17 protein-coding genes and 1 tRNA gene are annotated in these 19,302 nt (G+C 70.9%); 12 read left to right on the forward strand and 6 right to left on the reverse strand.

From position 1 onward, the window contains the following. Nucleotides 1-50 precede the first annotated feature (50 nt). The gene (locus RBR11_RS10620; protein ID WP_308489301.1) at nt 51-230 is read right to left on the reverse strand and encodes a DUF1918 domain-containing protein; all 180 of its coding nucleotides are present in this window, start codon (nt 228-230) and stop codon (nt 51-53) included. Between the two features lie 308 nt (nt 231-538). Between RBR11_RS10620 and RBR11_RS10625 the strand changes: the two genes are divergently transcribed. Genes RBR11_RS10625 through RBR11_RS10635 form a run of 3 tightly spaced genes read left to right on the forward strand, consistent with a single transcriptional unit; the run spans nt 539 to nt 4,575 of the window. Then, nucleotides 539-2,953, forward strand: coding sequence for a DNA polymerase III subunit gamma and tau (locus RBR11_RS10625; RefSeq protein WP_308489302.1), 2,415 nt, complete (start codon nt 539-541; stop codon nt 2,951-2,953). A 21-nt stretch (nt 2,954-2,974) separates the two neighbouring features. Further along, nucleotides 2,975-3,568 (forward strand): recombination mediator RecR, encoded by a 594-nt coding sequence (gene recR / locus RBR11_RS10630; RefSeq protein ID WP_308489303.1) that lies wholly within the window; start codon nt 2,975-2,977, stop codon nt 3,566-3,568. Next, entirely contained in the window at nt 3,565-4,575 is a 1,011-nt protein-coding gene (locus RBR11_RS10635; protein WP_308489304.1) for a DMT family transporter, read from the forward strand. The genes recR and RBR11_RS10635 overlap by 4 nt, the downstream gene beginning before the upstream one ends. On the opposite strand, the gene RBR11_RS10640 is transcribed toward RBR11_RS10635, so the two are convergent. Continuing rightward, on the reverse strand, nt 4,541-5,008 hold the full coding sequence (locus RBR11_RS10640) for a DUF2871 domain-containing protein (RefSeq protein ID WP_308489305.1): 468 nt from the start codon (nt 5,006-5,008) through the stop codon (nt 4,541-4,543). The two genes, RBR11_RS10635 and RBR11_RS10640, sit on opposite strands and share 35 nt — an antisense overlap. A 96-nt stretch (nt 5,009-5,104) precedes the next feature. On the opposite strand from RBR11_RS10640, the gene RBR11_RS10645 reads away from it, so the two are divergent. The 8 genes from RBR11_RS10645 to RBR11_RS10680 all read left to right on the forward strand — a co-directional run bounded on the left by RBR11_RS10645 (nt 5,105) and on the right by RBR11_RS10680 (nt 14,002). Beyond that, nucleotides 5,105-6,295, forward strand: coding sequence for a histidine kinase (locus tag RBR11_RS10645; RefSeq protein ID WP_308489306.1), 1,191 nt, complete (start codon nt 5,105-5,107; stop codon nt 6,293-6,295). Next, nucleotides 6,292-6,909, forward strand: a complete 618-nt coding sequence (locus RBR11_RS10650; protein ID WP_308489307.1) for a response regulator — start codon at nt 6,292-6,294, stop codon at nt 6,907-6,909. Before RBR11_RS10645 ends, RBR11_RS10650 begins: the two co-directional genes overlap by 4 nt. 103 nt (nt 6,910-7,012) lie before the next feature. Beyond that, nucleotides 7,013-8,293 (forward strand): aspartate kinase, encoded by a 1,281-nt coding sequence (locus tag RBR11_RS10655; protein ID WP_308489308.1) that lies wholly within the window; start codon nt 7,013-7,015, stop codon nt 8,291-8,293. Nucleotides 8,294-8,534: 241 nt separating this feature from the next. Continuing rightward, nucleotides 8,535-9,599 (forward strand): aspartate-semialdehyde dehydrogenase, encoded by a 1,065-nt coding sequence (locus tag RBR11_RS10660; RefSeq protein ID WP_308489309.1) that lies wholly within the window; start codon nt 8,535-8,537, stop codon nt 9,597-9,599. A gap of 123 nt (nt 9,600-9,722) precedes the next feature. Beyond that, on the forward strand, nt 9,723-11,138 hold the full coding sequence (gene mqo, locus RBR11_RS10665; RefSeq protein ID WP_308489405.1) for a malate dehydrogenase (quinone): 1,416 nt from the start codon (nt 9,723-9,725) through the stop codon (nt 11,136-11,138). A 10-nt stretch (nt 11,139-11,148) separates the two neighbouring features. Then, nucleotides 11,149-11,763 carry a thymidine kinase gene (locus RBR11_RS10670; RefSeq protein ID WP_308489310.1) on the forward strand — a complete coding sequence of 205 codons (615 nt, stop codon included), beginning with the start codon at nt 11,149-11,151 and terminating at the stop codon, nt 11,761-11,763. Nucleotides 11,764-12,005: 242 nt separating this feature from the next. Further along, a complete protein-coding gene (locus RBR11_RS10675) occupies nt 12,006-12,746 on the forward strand; it encodes a FadR/GntR family transcriptional regulator (protein WP_373889793.1) in 741 nt (246 codons plus the stop codon). Further along, on the forward strand, nt 12,743-14,002 hold the full coding sequence (locus tag RBR11_RS10680; protein ID WP_308489312.1) for an alpha-hydroxy acid oxidase: 1,260 nt from the start codon (nt 12,743-12,745) through the stop codon (nt 14,000-14,002). Before RBR11_RS10675 ends, RBR11_RS10680 begins: the two co-directional genes overlap by 4 nt. A gap of 144 nt (nt 14,003-14,146) precedes the next feature. On the opposite strand, the gene RBR11_RS10685 is transcribed toward RBR11_RS10680, so the two are convergent. After that, nucleotides 14,147-14,923 carry an HAD-IIB family hydrolase gene (locus tag RBR11_RS10685; protein WP_308489313.1) on the reverse strand — a complete coding sequence of 259 codons (777 nt, stop codon included), beginning with the start codon at nt 14,921-14,923 and terminating at the stop codon, nt 14,147-14,149. Nucleotides 14,924-14,992: 69 nt separating this feature from the next. Here RBR11_RS10685 and RBR11_RS10690 point away from each other — a divergent pair, with 69 nt between their 5' ends. Next, the gene (locus tag RBR11_RS10690) at nt 14,993-15,433 is read left to right on the forward strand and encodes a hypothetical protein (protein WP_308489314.1); all 441 of its coding nucleotides are present in this window, start codon (nt 14,993-14,995) and stop codon (nt 15,431-15,433) included. Between the two features lie 101 nt (nt 15,434-15,534). On the opposite strand, the gene RBR11_RS10695 is transcribed toward RBR11_RS10690, so the two are convergent. From RBR11_RS10695 to RBR11_RS10705, 3 genes are all read right to left on the reverse strand, one after another. Continuing rightward, nucleotides 15,535-15,608 (reverse strand) — tRNA-Pro (locus RBR11_RS10695). 73 nt (nt 15,609-15,681) lie between these two features. Further along, nucleotides 15,682-16,617 (reverse strand): metallophosphoesterase, encoded by a 936-nt coding sequence (locus RBR11_RS10700; RefSeq protein ID WP_308489315.1) that lies wholly within the window; start codon nt 16,615-16,617, stop codon nt 15,682-15,684. Next, the gene (locus RBR11_RS10705) at nt 16,614-19,235 is read right to left on the reverse strand and encodes a transglycosylase domain-containing protein (protein ID WP_308489316.1); all 2,622 of its coding nucleotides are present in this window, start codon (nt 19,233-19,235) and stop codon (nt 16,614-16,616) included. Before RBR11_RS10705 ends, RBR11_RS10700 begins: the two co-directional genes overlap by 4 nt. Nucleotides 19,236-19,302: the final 67 nt, after the last annotated feature.

Below are 19,302 nucleotides of genomic sequence, written 5' to 3' on the forward strand. Positions count from 1 at the left end.
CGAACGCGCAGGTGAGTCGGGGGACTGCGCCCCCGGCTCACCCGTGCCGCTCATCCGGCGTGCGTGATCTCGCAATCGCTGCCGGGCGCGAGCACCGCCTGGTGTCCGTCGTCGAAGCGCACGACGAGGAGCTCGCCGCGCAGCTCGAGGACTTCACCGAATCGCTCCGCGTCGCCCACGACCCGCCCATGGATGCGGATCCGGTCGCCTGCCACCACCTGCGTCATCATCCACCTCCGTCTCCAGGCTACGTCTGTTCCGAGGCCGGGGCGAGGGCTTCCGCGCGCTTTTCCGACGCGCCTGCGGCGCCATGGACGGCGAGCCCGGCAGCGGGACGGCTCGTCGTGATCGCGCACGACGCGAGCACCTCGCTCGGACATGTGCTCTTCGATCGGACGGATTCCGGGATCCGGTCCGCAGACGGCGTACATCTCCGAGCCAGGCGCTCGCACGGCGCGCAGCCGGGTGGCGGGCGAGCGGGCGGCGCCCGCGGGGGACGGCCGGCCCGGATGTCGGACGCACGCTCTAGGCTGGTCGGGTGAGCACAGCCCTGTACCGCCGTTACCGGCCCGAGAACTTCGGGGAGATGATCGGGCAGTCGCAGGTGACCGATCCGCTCATGACGGCGCTGCGCGGCGACCGCGTCGGCCACGCCTACCTGTTCTCCGGTCCGCGCGGCTGCGGCAAGACGACGTCGGCGCGCATCCTCGCTCGCTGCCTGAACTGCGCCGAGGGGCCCACCGACACCCCGTGCGGCGTGTGCCCGAGCTGCGTCGAGCTGTCCCGCAACGGCGGCGGATCCCTCGACGTCGTCGAGATCGACGCGGCCAGCCACAACGGCGTCGACGACGCCCGCGATCTGCGCGAGCGGGCGACCTTCGCGCCCAGCCGCGACCGGTTCAAGATCTTCATCCTCGACGAGGCGCACATGGTGACGCCGCAGGGCTTCAACGCCCTGCTGAAGCTCGTCGAGGAGCCGCCGCCGCACGTGAAGTTCATCTTCGCGACCACCGAGCCGGAGAAGGTGCTCGGCACCATCCGCTCCCGCACGCACCACTACCCGTTCCGGCTGGTCCCGCCCGCGGCCATGCTCGAGTACGTCGAGAAGCTGTGCCGGGAAGAGGGCGTGACCGTCGCGCAGGGCGTGCTGCCGCTCGTCGTGCGCGCGGGCGGCGGATCCCCGCGCGACACCCTGTCGTTGCTGGACCAGCTCATCGCCGGATCCGACCCGTCGACGAGCTCGGGGACCGTGGAGGTCGCCTACGAGCGCGCGGTCGCGCTGCTCGGCTACACTCACTCCGCCCTGCTCGACGAGATCGTCGACGCGCTCGCCGCGGGCGACGCCGCCTCCGCGTTCCCGGCGATCGACCGGGTCGTGCAGACGGGGCAGGATCCGCGCCGCTTCGTGGACGACCTCCTCGAGCGGCTGCGCGATCTGATCGTGATCGCCGCGGTCGGCGACGGCGCGACGGCGGTGCTCCGCGGCGTGCCGGACGACGAGCTCGCCCGCATGCGGGCGCAGGCCGCGATCTTCGGCGGCGACCGGCTGTCCCGGGCCGCGGACCTCGTCAGCTCCGCGCTCGACGACATGTCCGGTGCGACGTCCCCGCGCCTGCACCTCGAGCTGCTCGTCGCGCGGGTGCTCACCGCTCTGGCGGGCTCGGCGGCGGCTGCGCCGGCACCGGTTGCCGCGGCGCCCGCTGCGACTGTTTCGGCGCCCGCCGCTCCGGCTCCGACCGCTCCGGCTCCCGCTGCGGCAGCCCCTGCCCCGGTCGAGGCTGCCGGCCCCGCCGCGGTCGTTGAGCGAGGACGCCCCGCAGGGGTGCCCGAGACGAAACGCGCCGAACCTGCTGAGACGGCCGAGCCCGTGCCGGCCGCCGAGCCCGTCGAGGCGACCCCGGCTCCCGTGGCGGCCCCTTCGACAGCCCCGGCGACCGACACTGCAGAGCCCGTCGCCGCCCCAACCGCGGAGACGCCCGCCGGCCCGGTGGACGTGGAGCGGATCCGTGCCGCCTGGTCCGCCGTGCTCGGCCGGGTCGAGAAGCTCAGCCGCGGATCCTGGCTCGTCGTCACCGCGGTGCAGCCGCTCGCGTACGACGCCGACACCGAGGTGCTCACGCTCGGCTTCCCCGGGCCGAACGACGTCGCCCGGTTCAAGGGCGCGACGCCCGGCAACGGCCCGTCCGACCACCTGCGCACCGCGATCGAGGCGGAGCTCGCGGTCAAGGTCAAATACCTGCCGGCGCCCCTGCCCGCTGCGGACGCGCCCGAGCGGAGCTTAGGAGAGGGCGGGAAGGCCCCGCGACCCTCCGACGCCGCAGCCGCCACGACCGAGGCGCCGAAGGAGCCCGAGGTCTCCGTCGAGAAGGCCCCGGTGCGCGCCGCTTCCGCCGCCCCGGTCACGGAGTGGGCGGTCGCCCCGATCCCGCAGGGCTCTGCGGATCCGGTCGCGGAGCCGACCGCGCCGGCCGTCCAGGCAGCGCCGATCCCGGTTGCGGCGACCGCCGCGCCGCCCGCGCAGTTCCCCGTCGACGAGGAGCCCGCCGACGTCGAGGCGATGCCCGCCTCCGGCTGGTACGAGCCCCCGCACGACGGCGACGTCCTCGACGACGAGCCGCCCTTCCCCGACGACGCGGACGGCCCGGGTCCCGATCCGTACGCGGATCGCGGCGCCCCGATCCCCGAGCCCGAGGATGTCCGGCCGACGCCGGCCGTCGGCGGCCCTGAGCGTCGGGAGGCCCCCCGTGGGGCGGCCCCCGCGCAGGCCCGGCCCGCGACGATCGCGAATGCGGCTTCGCAGACCGCCACGATCCCCGATCCCGCCCCGGCGCAGTCCGCCCCCCGCTCCGGCCCGCCCGGTGTGCAGCGCTACGGCGAGGCCGTGGTCCGCCAGGTGCTCGGCGCGAAGTTCCTGCGCGAAGAGCCCTACGAGCCCCAGACCAGGTTCAACTAACACCCCCAGAGGTTCACCGAGATGTACGACGGCATCGTCCAGGAGCTGATCGACGAGTTCGGTCGGCTGCCCGGCATCGGCCCGAAGTCGGCGCAGCGGATCGCGTTCCACATCCTGCAGACGCCCTCCTTCGATGTGAAGCGGCTCGCCGAGCTGCTCACCGAGGTGCGTGAGCGCGTGCGGTTCTGCGAGATCTGCGGCAACGTCGCGGAGCAGGAGCGCTGCGCGATCTGCCGCGACCCGCGGCGCAACCCCGCCCTGATCTGCGTGGTCGAGGACGCGAAGGACGTCGCGGCGATCGAGCGCACCCGCGAGTTCCGCGGGCTGTACCACGTGCTCGGCGGCGCGATCAGCCCGATCGCCGGCGTCGGGCCGGACGACCTGCGCATCGCCCAGCTGATGACGCGGCTCGCCGACGGCACCGTGCAGGAGGTCATCCTCGCCACGAACCCGAACCTCGAGGGGGAGGCGACGGCGAGCTACCTCAGCCGACTGCTGGTGAGCATGCAGATCACCTTGTCGCGGCTCGCCTCGGGCCTGCCCGTGGGCGGCGACCTGGAGTACGCCGACGAGGTCACCCTGGGCCGCGCGTTCGAGGGCCGGCGCGTCCTGTGAGCGCCGCGCAGGGCGCCTTCGGCCGGAAGGGCTGGATCCTCTTCGCGATCATGTCGGTCGTCTGGGGCATCACCTACCTGTTCATCAAGGAGGCGGTCGGATCCTTCTCCCCGCCCGCGGTCGTCGCCGGGCGCACCCTCCTCGGCGGCCTCCTGCTGCTGCCGTTCGCGATCCGTCAGGGCGCGCTCAAGCCCGCGCTCAAGGTGTGGCCGTGGGTGCTGGCCTTCGGGGCCGTGGAGATGGCCGGCCCGTTCCTGCTGCTCAGCCACGCCGAGTCGCAGCTGCCCTCAGGCCTGACCGGTCTGCTCGTCGCGACCGTTCCGCTGTTCGCGGTGATCATCGCGCTGTTCCGCGGCGACCGCTCCGCGCTCTCGCCCGTGCGCCTGGGCGGCCTGCTCCTCGGCTTCGTCGGCGTCGCGGTGATCGTCGGCGGCCCCGGCCTGTTCCCGCACGGCACCGGGGCGTTCATCGGGATCGGCGAGATCATGTTCACCGCACTGCTGTACGCGATCGCGCCGTTCATCATCGCTCACAAGCTCGCCGACGTGCCCTCGATCGGCACGATCACGTTCGCGCTGCTCGCGGTGGGCGTCGCCTACCTGCCGGCGGCCCTGCTCACGCAGCACCAGGTGCCGACGCTGCGCGCGAGCGTGTCGCTGCTTCTGCTCGGCACGATCTGCACGGCGCTCGCGTTCGTCGCGTTCTTCGCGCTGATCGGGCAGGTCGGGCCCGTGCGCGCCCCGCTGTTCACCTACGTCAACCCGGTGGTCGCGATCATCCTCGGCACGATCCTGCTCGGCGAGCCGGTCACGACCGGTCTTCTCATCGGCTTCCCGATCGTGCTCGCGGGCTGCTGGTTCGCGGCGACCGGCGGGCGCCTGCGCCCCAAGCCGGGCACGATCCCGGCCGCGGAGGGGTTCCCCACGACCGCGCCGGTCGCCCTGCCGAAACGGGATGTCCTGGAGCGGGACGTCACGACTCCCGGCGGATCCCCTTCCACAGAGTGATCAGCAGCAGCACGAAGCCCGCCCCGACGAGGATGTGACCGGCGCCCGCGATCCCCGGGATCGCCTTGGACGCCTCGACCTTGAGGATATCCAGGATCCCGTGCCAGGCCATCATCGCGCCGGTGACCAGCACGCCGAGGTTGTAGATCCAGAAGAACCAGCGGAACAGCTTGCTCGCCGACAGCCGGAACGCCTTCTCGAGCGCCAGGACGATGAGCATGACCAGGGCGCCGATCGCCAGCAGGTGGGTGTGCACGAGGGCGAGCTGGCCGCTCACGCCGTTCTCGTGGCCGAGGGCCTTGGTGAATTCACGGTAGAAGAGGCCCATGATCAGGCCCAGGCCGATCCAGATCACGGCCGCGAGGAACAGTGCGGTGAGCGCCCGACGCTGCGTCGTGGGCGCGGGGGACGTGGTTGCAGGAGAGTTCGTCATACCGTCAGCCTGCCCTGAGAGGGCGCGGAGCGCATCCATCGAAGGATCGAGCCCGCCGGGAAGACGGATCGCCCCCGAGCACGCGACAATCGGAGGATGACCGACGCGACCACCTCCGCCCGACGGCGGATGCTGCGCGGTGCGCGCTTCGCCCTGCACCTCATCACGGGGGTGCTCGTGGTGATCGCCACGGTCCGCGCCGGATCCGAGCAGCCGCTGCTGCCGGTCATGCTCGCCTCGACGGTCTACCTCGCCTGGTACGCGGCGGGCGCCGGCTTCGCGCGTGGCCGCGCGGCGGGCTGGTGGATGCTCGGCCTCGGCGCGATCTGGGCCGGCCTGCTCGCGCTGTCCCCGGAGTACGTCTGGCTCGCGTTCCCGCTGCTGCTGCTCGCCGGACACGTGCTGCGGCTGCCGTGGTCGGCGCCGTTCGTGGTCGGCGTGCTCGCCGCCGCGATACTGGCGCCGTTCCTGCATCCGGGTGCGGTGGCGCCGGGCACGTCGCTCGCGCACCTGTTCGGGCCGCTCATCGGCGGCGGGTTCGCGTTCGCCGTCTCGCTCGGCTACGACGCGCTGCTGCGCGACGCCGCCGAGCGGGAGCGGCTGATCGACTCCCTGCTGCGCGCCCAGCACGAGGCGGAGCGACTGCACGATGAGCTCGCCGCGACCCAGCGCGAGGCCGGAGCGACCCGCGAGCGCACCCGCCTGGCCCGCGACCTGCACGACACGATCGCGCAGGAGCTCAGCTCGATCGTCATGCTCGCCCGCGCGGAGGAGCCGGACGGCACGCGCCCGCGCAGCACCGCCCAGATCGAGGAGCTCGCGCAGCACTCGCTCACCGAGCTGCGCCGGATCGTCGCCGCGCTCGCCCCCGCCGACCTCGACGAGTCCGCGCTCGCCGACGCCCTCGCCCGCATGCTCGACGCCGTCCGGGCCGACACCGCCATCGGCGCCCGGCTGCGGGTGGATCCGGATCTCCCTGCCCTTCCCACTCCGGTCGAGGTCGCGCTGCTGCGGGTCGCGCAGTCCGCGCTCGCGAACGTCCGCCGGCACGCGCAGGCGCAGAACGTCGAGATCGTGCTGGAGGCGAAGGACGGATCCGTCGTGCTGGGCGTCGCCGACGACGGCATCGGCTTCGACCCGGCCGCGCGCCCGTCCGACGCCTCCTACGGGCTCGCGGCGATGCGCTCGCGTCTGCGCGAGGGCGGGGGAGAGCTGGAGATCCGCACCGCGCCCGGCGAGGGCACCACGATCCGGGCGGCCCTGCCGCTCCCGCGGGGTGAGGCATGAGCGTCACGCTGATCATCGTCGACGACCATCCGATCGTCCGAGCCGGCATCCGCGCGGTCGTCGAGGCGCGCGGGTTCGCGGTGCTCGCCGAGGTGGGCACGGGGGAGGAGGCGGTGGCCGCCGCACGCGAGCTGCGCCCCGACGTCGTGCTCTGCGACCTGCGGCTCGGCGAGGGCATGGACGGCGTCGCGACGACCGCCGCCCTGCGCGCACTGCCCGATCCGCCGGCCGTGCTGATCCTCACCACGTTCGACCACGACGCGCAGATCATCCGCGCGGTCGAGGCGGGCGCCGCCGGCTACCTCCTCAAGGAGGTCGGGATCGAGGTCATCTCCCGCGCGATCGTGGATGCGGCGGCGGGATCCGCCGTGCCCACCCCCGGCGGGGACGAGCGGCTCGTCGCGGCCCTGCGCGCTCCCCGGGTCGAGCTGACGGGGCGGGAGCAGGAGGTGCTCGCGCTCGTCGCGGAGGGCCTGAGCAACCGCGAGATCGCCGTCCGCCTGTTCATCGGCGAGGCCACCGTGAAGACGCACGTCGTGCACCTCCTGGACAAGCTCGGCGCCGACAGCCGCACCGGTGCCGTCTCCGAGGCCCGCCGCCGCGGTCTGCTCTAGTCGCACTCCGCAGCCCCGTCACATACCGGAACGGGCATGGAGCGCGCTCGTAGAATTGGGGCAGGCGCGCCGCCTCCGGCGCCCGCAATCCCCAGGAGTACCCGTGGCCCTCATCGTGCAGAAGTACGGCGGCTCGTCCGTCGCCGACGCGGAGAGCATCAAGCGCGTCGCCAAGCGCATCGTCGACACCCGGCGGGCCGGCAACGATGTCGTCGTGGCCGTGAGCGCGATGGGCGACACGACCGACGAGCTCCTCGACCTCGCCGCCCAGGTGGCGCCGATCCCCGCGCCGCGCGAGCTCGACATGCTGCTGTCCAGCGGCGAGCGGATCTCGATGGCGCTGCTCGCGATGTCGATCCACTCGATGGGCTTCGACGCCCGCTCGTTCACCGGCCCGCAGGCCGGGATGCGCACCGACAGCCGGCACGGCGCGGCCCGCATCGTCGAGGTCACCCCGACGCGTCTGCGCGAGGCGCTCGACGAGGGCGCGATCGTCATCGTCGCCGGCTTCCAGGGCATCAACGACGACACGCAGGACATCACGACCCTCGGCCGCGGCGGATCCGACACGACCGCCGTCGCGCTCGCCGCGGCGCTCGGAGCCGACGTGTGCGAGATCTACAGCGACGTCGACGGCATCTTCACGGCGGATCCGCGCGTGGTGCCGCTCGCCCGCAAGCTCTCGCACGTCACCAGCGAGGAGATGCTGGAGATGGCGGCGAACGGCGCCAAGGTGCTGTACATCCGCGCCGTCGAGTACGCACGCCGGCACGGCGTCCTGATCCACGCCCGCTCGACCTTCACGTCGAACGAGGGCACGTACGTTCTCGGCGAGGGCATGAAGAACCCCCGCGAACCCGAGGGAGAAGCCATGGAAGAGCCCATCGTCGCCGGGGTCGCCACCGACCTCAGCCAGGCCAAGATCACCGTCGTCGGAGTTCCCGACGTGCCGGGCAAGGCCGCCGAGATCTTCAAGATCGTCGCCAAGAGCGGCGCGAACGTCGACATGATCGTGCAGAACGCGGCCCCGACCGGTCGCGCCGACATCTCGTTCACGCTGCCCAAGTCCGACGCGGCCGCCGCGCTCAGGGCGCTCGCCGCCGAGCAGTCCGACGTGGGCTTCGAGGCGCTCCTGCACGACGACCAGATCGGCAAGCTGTCGGTCGTCGGGGCGGGCATGCGCACGCACTCGGGCGTCTCCGCGATCCTCTTCGAGGCGCTGTCGACCACCGGCGTGAACATCGAGATGATCTCGACGTCTGAGATCCGGATCTCCGTCGTCGTCCGCGGCGACGAGCTCGCCGAGGCCGCCCGCGTCGTGCACGCCGCGTACGGCCTCGACGGCGAGGTCGAGGCGGTCGTCGCCGCCGGCACCGGCCGCTGACCGATCCGAGATCCGACACGGCCCTCCGGCACCGTGTCCCGGAATCTGCAGACCGTGTCCCATTTCCTGTCCCCGGATCGCCCGATTCGCAACAGAAAGCGGGACACGGTCTTCGCACACCCGGGGAAACGGTAGAATCGCCCAAACCCTGACACCGGCGCCAGGCGCGGATTCCTCCGCCACACCCGGCGGCCGCGCCTGCGCCTCGTACGCCTCACGGCACGACGCCTAGGAAACTTCAATGACCCGCATCTCCGACTCAGGATTCTCCGTCGCCATCGTCGGCGCCACCGGCCAGGTGGGCACCGTCATGCGCGACATCCTTGCGGAGCGCTCCTTCCCGATCCGCGAACTCCGCCTGTTCGCCTCGGCCCGCTCGGCGGGCAGCGCGATCGACTTCGCCGGCACGTCCGTGATCGTCGAGGACGTCGAGACCGCGGATCCGGCCGGCGTCGAGATCGCCCTGTTCTCCGCGGGCGCCACCGCGAGCCGCGCCTACGCCCCGCGCTTCGCCGAGGCCGGCGCGATCGTCGTGGACAACTCCAGCGCCTGGCGGATGGACCCCGACGTGCCGCTCGTCGTCAGCGAGGTCAACCCCGAGGCGATCGCGGACACCCCCAGGGGCATCATCGCGAACCCGAACTGCACCACGATGGCCGCGATGCCGGTGCTCAAGGCCCTGCACGACGAGGCCGGACTCGAGCGTCTCATCGTGAGCACCTATCAGGCCGTGAGCGGATCCGGTCTGGCGGGTGCGCAGGAGCTGCTCGGCCAGGTCGAGGGCGTGCTCGCCCAGGGCGACACCCTGCGCCTCGTCCACGACGGCTCCGCGCTCGACTTCCCGCAGCCCGAGAAGTACGTCGCCCCGATCGCGTTCGACGTGCTGCCGCTGGCCGGATCCGTCGTCGACGACGGCCTGAACGAGACCGACGAGGAGAAGAAGCTCCGCAACGAGAGCCGCAAGATCCTCGGACTGCCGGACCTGCGCGTCGCCGGCACCTGCGTACGCGTGCCGGTCTTCACCGGGCACTCGCTCTCGATCAACGCCGAGTTCTCGGGCGACATCACGCCGGAGCGCGCCTACGAACTGCTCGCCGCCGCCCCCGGGGTGGTCGTCGAGGAGGTGCCGACCCCGCTGTACGCGGCAGGCAAGGACCCGAGCTACGTCGGCCGGATCCGCGCGGACCAGTCTGCGCCCGAAGGCAAGGGCCTCGCGCTGTTCATCAGCAACGACAACCTGCGCAAGGGCGCCGCGCTGAACGCCGTCCAGGTCGCCGAGCTCGTCGCTCAGCGCCTCTCGGCCTGATCGCCGGTTCGGCGAAAGATGCTCGGTCGGTTGGCCGTCGCGGCGAATATCCGCGGTCGCGCGGCCAACTAGACTGGACTCGTGACTGAATCCGTCGACGTCGTCCTCATCGGCGGTGGCATCATGAGTGCCACCCTGGGTACCCTGCTTCACGAGCTGCAGCCGGACTGGAAGATCGTCGCTTTCGAGCGCCTGAGCGAGGTCGGGCAGGAGAGCTCGAACGCGTGGAACAACGCGGGCACGGGGCACTCGGCCCTGTGCGAGCTGAACTACACGCCGCGCGGCGAGGACCGTTCACTCGACGCGACCAAGGCGATCGCGATCAACGAGCAGTTCCAGCAGAGCCGCGAGCTGTGGTCGTCGTTCGTGGAGCGCGGCATCCTCGACGGGCCGAAGACGTTCATCAACTCCACCCCGCACATGACGTTCGTGCGCGGCGAGAAGGACGTCGAGTTCCTCCGCGCCCGGTACGCGCTGCTCAAGGACCAGCCGCTGTTCGCCGGCATGGAGTACAGCGAGGACTCGCGCGTCATCAACAAGTGGGCTCCGCTGCTGATGAAGCAGCGCCTCAAGGGCGAGCCGTTCGCGGCGACCCGCAGCGCGGCGGGCACCGACGTCGACTTCGGCGCCCTCACCGTCCAGCTCTTCGAGCACCTCTCCGAAAACGGCGTCGACGTGCGCACCGAGCACGAGGTGCGCAAGCTCAAGCGCCAGCAGGACGGATCCTGGCTCGTCAAGTACCGCCACAGCATCGGCCGCACGCCCGGCGAGATCAAGGCGCGGTTCGTCTTCGTCGGCGCCGGCGGCTGGGCGCTCAAGCTGCTGCAGGGATCCGGGATCCCGGAGATCCGCGGATACGGCTGCTTCCCGATCGGCGGGCAGTGGCTGAAGACGTCGGACCCGAAGATCGTCTCCCAGCACCACGCGAAGGTGTACTCGCAGGCTCCTGTGGGCGCTCCGCCGATGTCGGTGCCGCACCTGGACACCCGCGTCGTGGACGGCGAGGCCAGCCTGCTCTACGGGCCGTTCGCGACGTTCAGCCCGAAGTTCCTCAAGCAGGGCCACATGCTCGACATCGTCACGCAGGTGCGCCCGCACAACCTGGGCAGCATGCTCAAGGTCGCGTTCACGAACGTCGATCTGATCACGTACCTCGTCAGCGAGCTGCTGAAGACGCACAAGAAGAAGGTCGAGACGCTGCGCCAGTTCGCGCCGACCGTGAAGGACGGCGACTGGGAGCTGCTGCAGGCCGGGCAGCGCGCGCAGGTCATGCGCGACGGCAAGCTGCAGTTCGGCACGGAGATCGTCGCCTCCGCGGACGGCTCGATCGCGGGGCTGCTCGGCGCATCGCCCGGGGCCTCGACCGCCCCGTCGATCATGCTCGAGCTGCTACGCCGCTGCTTCCCGGACCAGTACGCCGGCTGGGAGCCCGCGCTGCAGGACCTGGTCCCGACGCTCGGCACGAAGCTCAACGACGACGACGCGGCCGCGAGCTCGGCGATGGCGTCGACCGCGGCGGCGCTCGAGCTCACGGCCTGATCGCACCGCCGTGGCCAAGCTGTACTTCCGCTACGGGGCGATGAACTCCGGCAAGTCCACGGCGCTGCTGCAGGCCGCCTACAACTACGAGGAGCGCGGACAGCGCGTGCTGCTCGCCAAGCCCGAGATCGACACCAAGGGCGCGAGCCAGATCGCCAGCCGTCTCGGGATGACCCGTGAGGTCGACTTCCTGATCGGCCCGGGGCAGGGGGCGCGCGAGCTGTTCCATCGCGAGCGCGACCGGATCCGGCGCAGCGGCCCCGAGACGGCGTGCCTGCTCGTCGACGAGGCGCAGTTCCTCGAACCGGGGCAGGTGGACGATCTGTTCCGGATCGCCGTGGAGGACGACATCCCCGTGCTCGCGTACGGGATCCGCAGCGACTTCCTCACCCACGTCTTCCCGGGATCCGGCCGGCTGCTCACGGTCGCGCACACGCTCGAGGAGCTCAAGACGATCTGCCGCTGCGGCCGGAAGGCGGTCTTCAACGGCCGCCGGATCGGGGATCGCTTCGTCTTCGACGGCGATCAGGTCGCGATCGACGGCGAAGGCTCCGACCTCGTGACGACGTACGAGTCGCTCTGCGGGCACTGCTACCTGCAGGAGTCCGGCGGTCGCCTGGGCTGAGGGCGGTCCCCGCCGTCCGGTCGTTGAGCGAGCGCAACGCGACGAACCGCGGTCCCCGCGAACACCGTCTCGGCCTCGCGGTGTTCCGAACTCAGTCGATTCTGCGCCACACGCCGGTACGGACGTCGGTAACCGCCGGATCGACTGAGTTTCGCACCGTCGAGCCCGGGCCTTGCGTGGTCTGACCACACGCGCTAACCTGTGGTCAGACCACAGGAGGAGTCGTGCCGGAGACCGATGCCATGCCCGAGGTCGCCGTCGCACCCGCGCGCACCTGGCGCACGGTGCTGCAGCACATCGAGCGGCTGCTCCTCGACGGCGCGCTGGGCCCGGGCGACCGGCTGCCCTCCGAACGCGATCTCGCGGCCGAGCTCGGCGTCGGCCGGTCCAGCGTGCGCGAGGCGATCCGCGTGCTCGAGGTGATGGGCCTCATCCGCACCTCGACCGGATCAGGGCCGCAGTCGGGCGCGATCGTCATCGCGGCGCCCGGGGGAGGCCTCTCCGCCCTGCTGCGGCTCCAGGTCGCCGCCCAGGGCTTCCCGATCGCCGACGTCGTCGGAACCCGCCTCATCCTCGAGCAGGCGGTCGTGGCGGCCCTCGCCGCGGCGGAGGACCGCGACACCGCCGCCGTGCACCGGATCCTCGACGCGATGGACGCCGATCTCGACCCGCACGACTTCCTCGCCCTCGATGCGCAGCTGCACCTCGCCCTCGCCGAGGCGAGCGGCAATGCCGTCGTCGCCGCCATGATGACCGGGCTGCGCGACGCCGTCGAGTCGTACGTGCTCGCCGGATCCGCGGGGATCCGGGACTGGAAGAGCATGGCGGACCGGCTCCGCACCGAGCACCGCGACATCGTGCGCGCCATCGACGGCGGCCATGCCGACGCCGCTGCCGTCCTCGTGCGCGACCACATCACCGGCTATTACGCCGCGACCGGCCTCGCCGGAACGCAGACCCCCGATCGGAAGGATCGCCCATGATTCAGCGACAGCTGCCCAAGCCCGCCGAGATCTTCGAGCTGATGAGGTTCAAGGCGCCCGAGCTCGACGGCACCAAGCGCCGCCTCGAATCCGCCCTCACGATCGCCGAGCTCCGCACGATCGCGAAGCGCCGCACGCCGAAGGCCGCGTTCGACTACACCGACGGTGCGGCGGAGGGCGAGTTGTCGCTGGCCCGAGCCCGCCAGGCGTTCCAGGACATCGAGTTCCACCCGGGGATCCTCGCCCCGGCGCCCGAGCTCGACACGACCACCACGATCCTCGGCGGACCGAGTGCGCTGCCGTTCGGCATCGCCCCGACCGGCTTCACCCGGCTCATGCAGACCGAGGGGGAGTTCGCCGGCGCCGGCGCCGCCGCGGCCGCGGGCATCCCGTTCACTCTCTCCACGCTCGGCACGACCTCGATCGAGGACGTCAAGGCGACCAACCCCGACGGACGCAACTGGTTCCAGCTGTACGTCATGCGCGACCGGGAGATCTCCTACGGCCTCACCCGCCGCGCCGCGGAGGCCGGCTTCGACACCCTCATGTTCACGGTCGACACCCCGGTCGCCGGCGCGCGCCTGCGCGACAAGCGCAACGGCTTCTCGATCCCGCCGCAGCTGACCCTCGGCACGATCGTCAACGCGATCCCGCGGCCGTGGTGGTGGATCGACTTCCTCACCACCCCGAAGCTCGAGTTCGCGTCGCTGAAGACCACCGGCGGCACGGTCGGCGAGCTGCTGGACGCGGCGATGGATCCGACCATCGGCTACGACGACCTCGCCGTGATCCGCGGCATCTGGCCCGGCAAGCTCGTCGTCAAGGGCGTGCAGACGGTCGAGGACGCGGTGCGGCTCAAGGACGCCGGCGTCGACGGCATCGTGCTCTCCAACCACGGCGGGCGCCAGCTCGACCGCGCGCCGATCCCGTTCCACCTGCTGCCGCAGGTGCGCGCCGCCGTCGGTGAGGACTTCACGGTCATGATCGACACCGGCATCATGAACGGCGCCGACATCGTCGCCTCGGTCGCCCTCGGCGCCGACTTCACGCTCATCGGCCGTGCCTACCTGTACGGCCTGATGGCCGGCGGACGCCGCGGCGTGGACCGCACGATCGCGATCCTGCGCAGCGAGATCGAGCGCACCATGCGCCTGCTCGGCGTCTCCTCGCTCGCCGAGCTGGAGCCCCGCCACGTGACGCAGCTGACCCGGCTGGTCCCCGTCTCCCGGCCCGCCGCGGACGCCGCCGTCCGCTGACGTCCACCACCACTTCGTTCGCTGGTCGCGACACGCCCTCATTCGGCGGTTCAAGCGACGATTCGCGACCAGTGAGCGGATCCGGGCTGGATCCGGCTCGGATCCGGCTCGGATCCGGCTCAGATCCGGCTCGCCGACGCGCGCTCAGCGACCGGTGTGTGACGGCGCCAGCGTGGACAGCAGGGCGTCGAGGTGGTCGGCGGTGTCCTCCCAGCCCTCCACGGCCACGCAGGGCACGCCGAGGGCCTTCACCGGGTAGTCGTTGCCGCCCTCGTCGAGCCGGTCCCCGTAGAACAGCATCTCCGCGAACGGGATCCCCGTACGGTCGGCGAGCTCGCTCATGCCGTAGGCCTTGTCGATCCCGGAGCGTGTGATGTCGATCGAGGTGGATCCGCCCGAGCGGACCTCCAGGTCCGGCACGCGCGGGGCGACGGCGTCGCGCAGGGCCGCGCGGCGGGATCCGTCCGGGTCCCACGCCTTCTTCGCGTCCTGCGGTGCCTGCTGACCGAGCGCGGAGAACGTGATCTGCGAGCCCCGATCCTCCAGGATCGGCCCCCACGTCTCGCGCTCCCAGAGGCCGAGGCGCGCGGCCTCCTCCTGCAGCGCGGTGAGCGCCGCGGTCTTCTGCTCGTCGGTGAGGTCGTGCGCGTAGAGGAGCGAGAAGCCGGATCCGTCGTAGCGGAGGTAGCGCGTGCCGCAGGTGGGCAGCAGGTGGATCCGCCCGAGCGTCGCCGCGTCGGCACGCCCGAGGTTCGCGACCACCTGGGTGCGGAACTGGTCCTCGTTGCCGCCGGAGATGATCGCGACCTCGACGTGTTCGGCGAGGGCGAGCAGCAGGTCGGCGATGCGGGGGCTGATCGCGCTCTTCGAGGGGGCGAGGGTGTCGTCGAGGTCGAAGGCGACCAGGCGGGGCGTCGTCATAGCGTTTCCCAGGATACGGGAGCGGGCTGAGGGTTGCTCCGGGGGCGGTGCCGCCCGAGAATGTCTGCGATGAGAGTTCTGCTGTTGATCGACCTGCTGATCGGCGGATACAACTTCGGCACGATCTGGGCGCACGAGGCCGACATCTTCCGCACCTGGCGTCTGGTCGGGGCGAGGTTCAGCGAGGTGCAGAGCACGCACTGGAGGAGGCTCCCGTACTGGGTCTTCTCGCCGGTGGCGCTCGGCCTGATCCTCGCCGCGGTCCTGCCCTGGATCGCGCCGGCCTCGTGGCCCGCCTGGGGCGTGTGGGGGTCGTTCGTCCTGCAGGTGGTCTCCCTGGTGCTGACGGCGACCATGTGGGGGCCGTGGCAGGCGAAGCTCTCGAAGGATCCGCGCGGGTCCGAGAGCCCCTATCTGCACCAGATCCTCTCCACGCATTGGATCCGCACGGCGCTGTACTCGCTGAACGCACTCGTGCTTCTCGTCTGGTCCGCGGTGGTGATGGGGTAGGCGTCCGCGTGCCCGGCGTTCGAGAGCCTCGGCGTACGGGCCGGCCGCGTCCGGGCAAAGCGAAGGGGACCGACCCTGTGGGTCGGTCCCCTTGTCTGGTGTCGGGGTGACAGGATTTGAACCTGCGGCCTCTTCGTCCCGAACGAAGCGCGCTACCAAGCTGCGCCACACCCCGTGGCAACCGTTCAAGTCTATACGGAATCGGGCTGTGCTCCGAATCGAGGCGGATCCCGCGCGTGGCGGACTCGTCAGGCCCGCGGCAGCAGCGTCAGCAGGGTCGCTTCAGGGCGGCACGCGATTCGGATCGGGGCGTAGATCGAATGACCGCAGCCGGCGCTCACGTTCAGAGGGATGCTGCGGCCCGCGTGGCTCCAGACGCTGAGGCCCTTCGCCTGCTTCAGCGGGATGTCGCAGTTCGCGACGATCGCGCCGAAGCCGGGGATGCAGACCTGACCGCCGTGCGTGTGGCCGCCGAGGATCGCGTCGGCGCCGAGGTCGGTGAACGCGTTCAGCACGCGCTGGTACGGGGCGTGCGTGACGCCCAGGACGGGGACGTCGGCCGGGCGGGCGCCGAGCGCGTCGATCCGGGCGGGGAGCACCTCGAGGTCGTCCCAGTCGCGGTGCGCGTCGTTCACGCCGAACACGTCCACCCGGGATCCGGCCACGGAGAGCGTGGCGGCGGCGTTGTTCAGTTTCGTCCAGCCGAGGTCGTCGGTGAAGAAGCCGTCCATCGCCTTCGTGTCGAGGCTCGGCGGGGAGGGATGACGCTTCGACGGGCCGAGGAAGTACCGGAACGGGTTGCGCGGCGCCGGGCCGTGCACGTCGTTGGATCCGTGCACGAACACGCCGGGCGTGCCCGCGAACGGGGCGAACGCGCGGCGGACGCCCTCCAGGCCGTCGACGTGACCGAGGTTGTCCCCGGTGTTCACGATGAGATCGGGGCGCAGGCCTGCGAGCGAGGCCAGCCAGGCCTGCTTGCGGTGCTGCCACGGTGCCATGTGCGCGTCGGACACGTGCAGGATCCGGATCGAACGGGATCCTGCCGGCAGCGACCGGGCGGTCGCGTGCCGCAGGGTGAACAGGTAGCGCTCGATCCCGATGCCCCACGTCGCGGCCGCGACGCCGGCGGCCCCCACCGCACCGAGTGCGATGAGGGCCGAACGGGTGGTGCGGGAAGACGTCACTGCTGGCAGTTCTTCGCCGAGTAGTTCAGCGCGACGACCGAGCCCTTCGGCGCGAACGTGCCACCTGCAGGGGTCGTCGCGGTGACCGTGCCGTTGTCGTCCTTGCCGCTGGGGGTGCACGCTCCCTTGGCCGCCTGGAAGCCCAGCTTCTGCAGTTCGGTCGCGGCATCGGTCAGGCTCTTGCCGACCAGGTCGGTGGGCACCGCGGTGCCCTGTCCGTTGCTCGGCGAGATCGTCACCACGCTGCCGGTCGCGACCTGTCCGGGACCCGGATCCTGCGCTGCGACCTGATCGGTGGGCAGGTTGCTCGCGACCGCGGGACCCACGGTGACCGAGAATCCGGCGCCCTGCAGGGTCTGCGTGGCCTGATCGATCGTCTGGCCGATCACGCTCGGCAGGTTGGTGTACGACTGCTTGAGCAGGTTCTGCGCGGGATCCGGGAACTTGCTGCCGCTGAAGAGCGAGTCGGCCGCGCCCTGGATCGCCTTGCCCAGGTAGAAGCGGATGTAAGGGACGTTGTTGCCGTTCGAGTCGAAGTCGTTGATGTCGACGTCGCCGATCGACTGGCCGACCCACACCGCGGTGACGACCTTCGTGCTCGACTCGATCAGCATCGTCTGCGCGTTGTTGTGCGTACCCGTCTTGCCGATCAGCTGGGTGCCGTCGTTGGGGTTGCCCTGGGCACCCGTGGCCGCAGCGGTGATGCCGGTCGCGCCGTTGCTCATGACGCCGCGCAGGGCGTATGCCGCGGTGGCCGCGATCTCGGGCTTGATGACCTGGGTGCACGTCGTCGGCGGGAGCTTGAGGTCGGCGCCGTCCGCGCCCGTGATCCTGTCGATCGCGTGCGGCGCGCAGCGCGTGCCGTTGTTCGCGAGCGTCGCGTAGACGGCCGCCATCTCGATCGGGGCGATGGCCTTGGATCCCAGCACGTCGAACGGCACGTTCTGATCCGTCGTCTTGCCCATGTTGCCCAGGTGCACGCCCATGCGGTCGGCGACCGCGTTGATGTCGCACAGGTCGAGTTTGGCGGCCATCGCGAGGAAGCCGCTGTTCAGCGAGTAGGCGGTGAACGCCAGCGGCGTGCCGACGAAGCCGCGGTTGCCGCCGGCGTTCGCGACGTCGGACGTCATCGGCACCGGGGTGCCGTGACAGTTCATCGTCTGACGCTGGATCGAGCCGTTGACGGTCTCCCGCAGGGAGTGGCCCTTCTCCAGCCAGTCGATGAGGGTGAACACCTTGTACGTCGATCCGACCGAGAAACCGGAAGAACCGCCGTGTTCATAGTCCGCCGCGTACACCAGCGAGCTCTGCCCGGTGGTCGCGGTGTCGGACTTCTCCTCGCTGTAGTTCGTGTTCTGCGTGAGGGAGAGGATCCGGCCCGTGCTCGCCTCGATGTTGACCGTGGCGGCGCCGAAGGACATGCCCGCGACCGTGGGGGTCGTATTGTCGTGCATCGCCTGCACGGCCGCGCCCTGAAGCGGATACGACAGCGAGGTGTACACGTTCAGACCGCCGCGGAACAGCTTGTCCTGGCGCTCCGCCTTGCTGCTGCCCAGCACGCTGTCGAGCGAGTGATCGCCCTCCAGCGTGGTCTGCACGTAGCGGCAGAAGTAGGCGTTGTCGCCGGCCATCCCGCAACCCGAGGGCGGGTTGACGATGTTCGGCGTGATCGGCTGCGCGTGCGCCGCGTCGTAGGCGGCCTTCGTGATCTTGCCGTTCGCGAGCATGCGGCCGAGCACGTAGTTGCGCCGGACCAGGGTGTCCTTGTAGCCGTCCTTCGCCGAGTTCGAGTACGTCTTCGTGTCGGCGTCGTAGATCGACCCGTTCGGCTGGTCGATCCGGTACGCGTTCGGGTTCTGCACCATGCCGGCCAGGGTCGCGGCCTGCACGAGGCTCAGCTGCGAGGCGGAGACGCCGAAGTAGTGCTGCGCGGCCGCCTGGATGCCGTAGGAGGTGCCGCCGAAGTTGGCGAGGTTCAGATACCCGACCAGGATGTCGTTCTTGGAGTACTTCTTCTCGATCGCGGTCGCGTAGCGGATCTCCTGCAGCTTGCGGGCGATGCCCTTGCTGCCGACCGTCGCCGCGGCGTCGTTCCAGCACTGGTTGAGCTTGTCGTCGCGATTCTGATCGCTGAGGGGAACGCCCTGCTCGCACTCCTGCAGCAGCACGTTCTTCACGTACTGCTGGCTGATGGAGGAGCCACCGGCCGAGGAGGATCCCGTGACGTTGCCGACGACCGCCTTCAGGGTGCCGACGAGGTCGACGCCGCCGTGCGAGTAGTAGTTCTTGTCCTCACTGGACAGCAGCGCGTCGTAGAGGACCATGGCCACCTGGTTGTACGTCACCGGGACGCGGTTCTGATCGAAGAACCGGGCGATCTGCTGCGGCTGGCCGTTGGCGTCGACGCCGTAGATGGTCGTCGCCTCCATCGGGCGGTCGACCTTCAGGTTCGAGGGCAGGTTCTCGAAGAGGTCGATCGACTGCGTGGCTGCGGCGCCGGTCACGGCGAACACCGGGGTGACGCTGGCGGTCACGAGAACACCGGCGACGACGCTGAGGCCGACGAGGCCGGCCAGGCCGCTGAGCACGCTTGTCAGCGTGCGTTTGGTCTGAGGCATACGCTTGATCGTAGGGGAGTTCCCTGAACACAAACTTTGACGCGCCCGCGCGCATCACCGTCCACCG

Origin of the sequence: Microbacterium capsulatum (genome assembly GCF_030865425.1) — a bacterium.
Taxonomy (GTDB): domain Bacteria; phylum Actinomycetota; class Actinomycetes; order Actinomycetales; family Microbacteriaceae; genus Microbacterium; species Microbacterium capsulatum.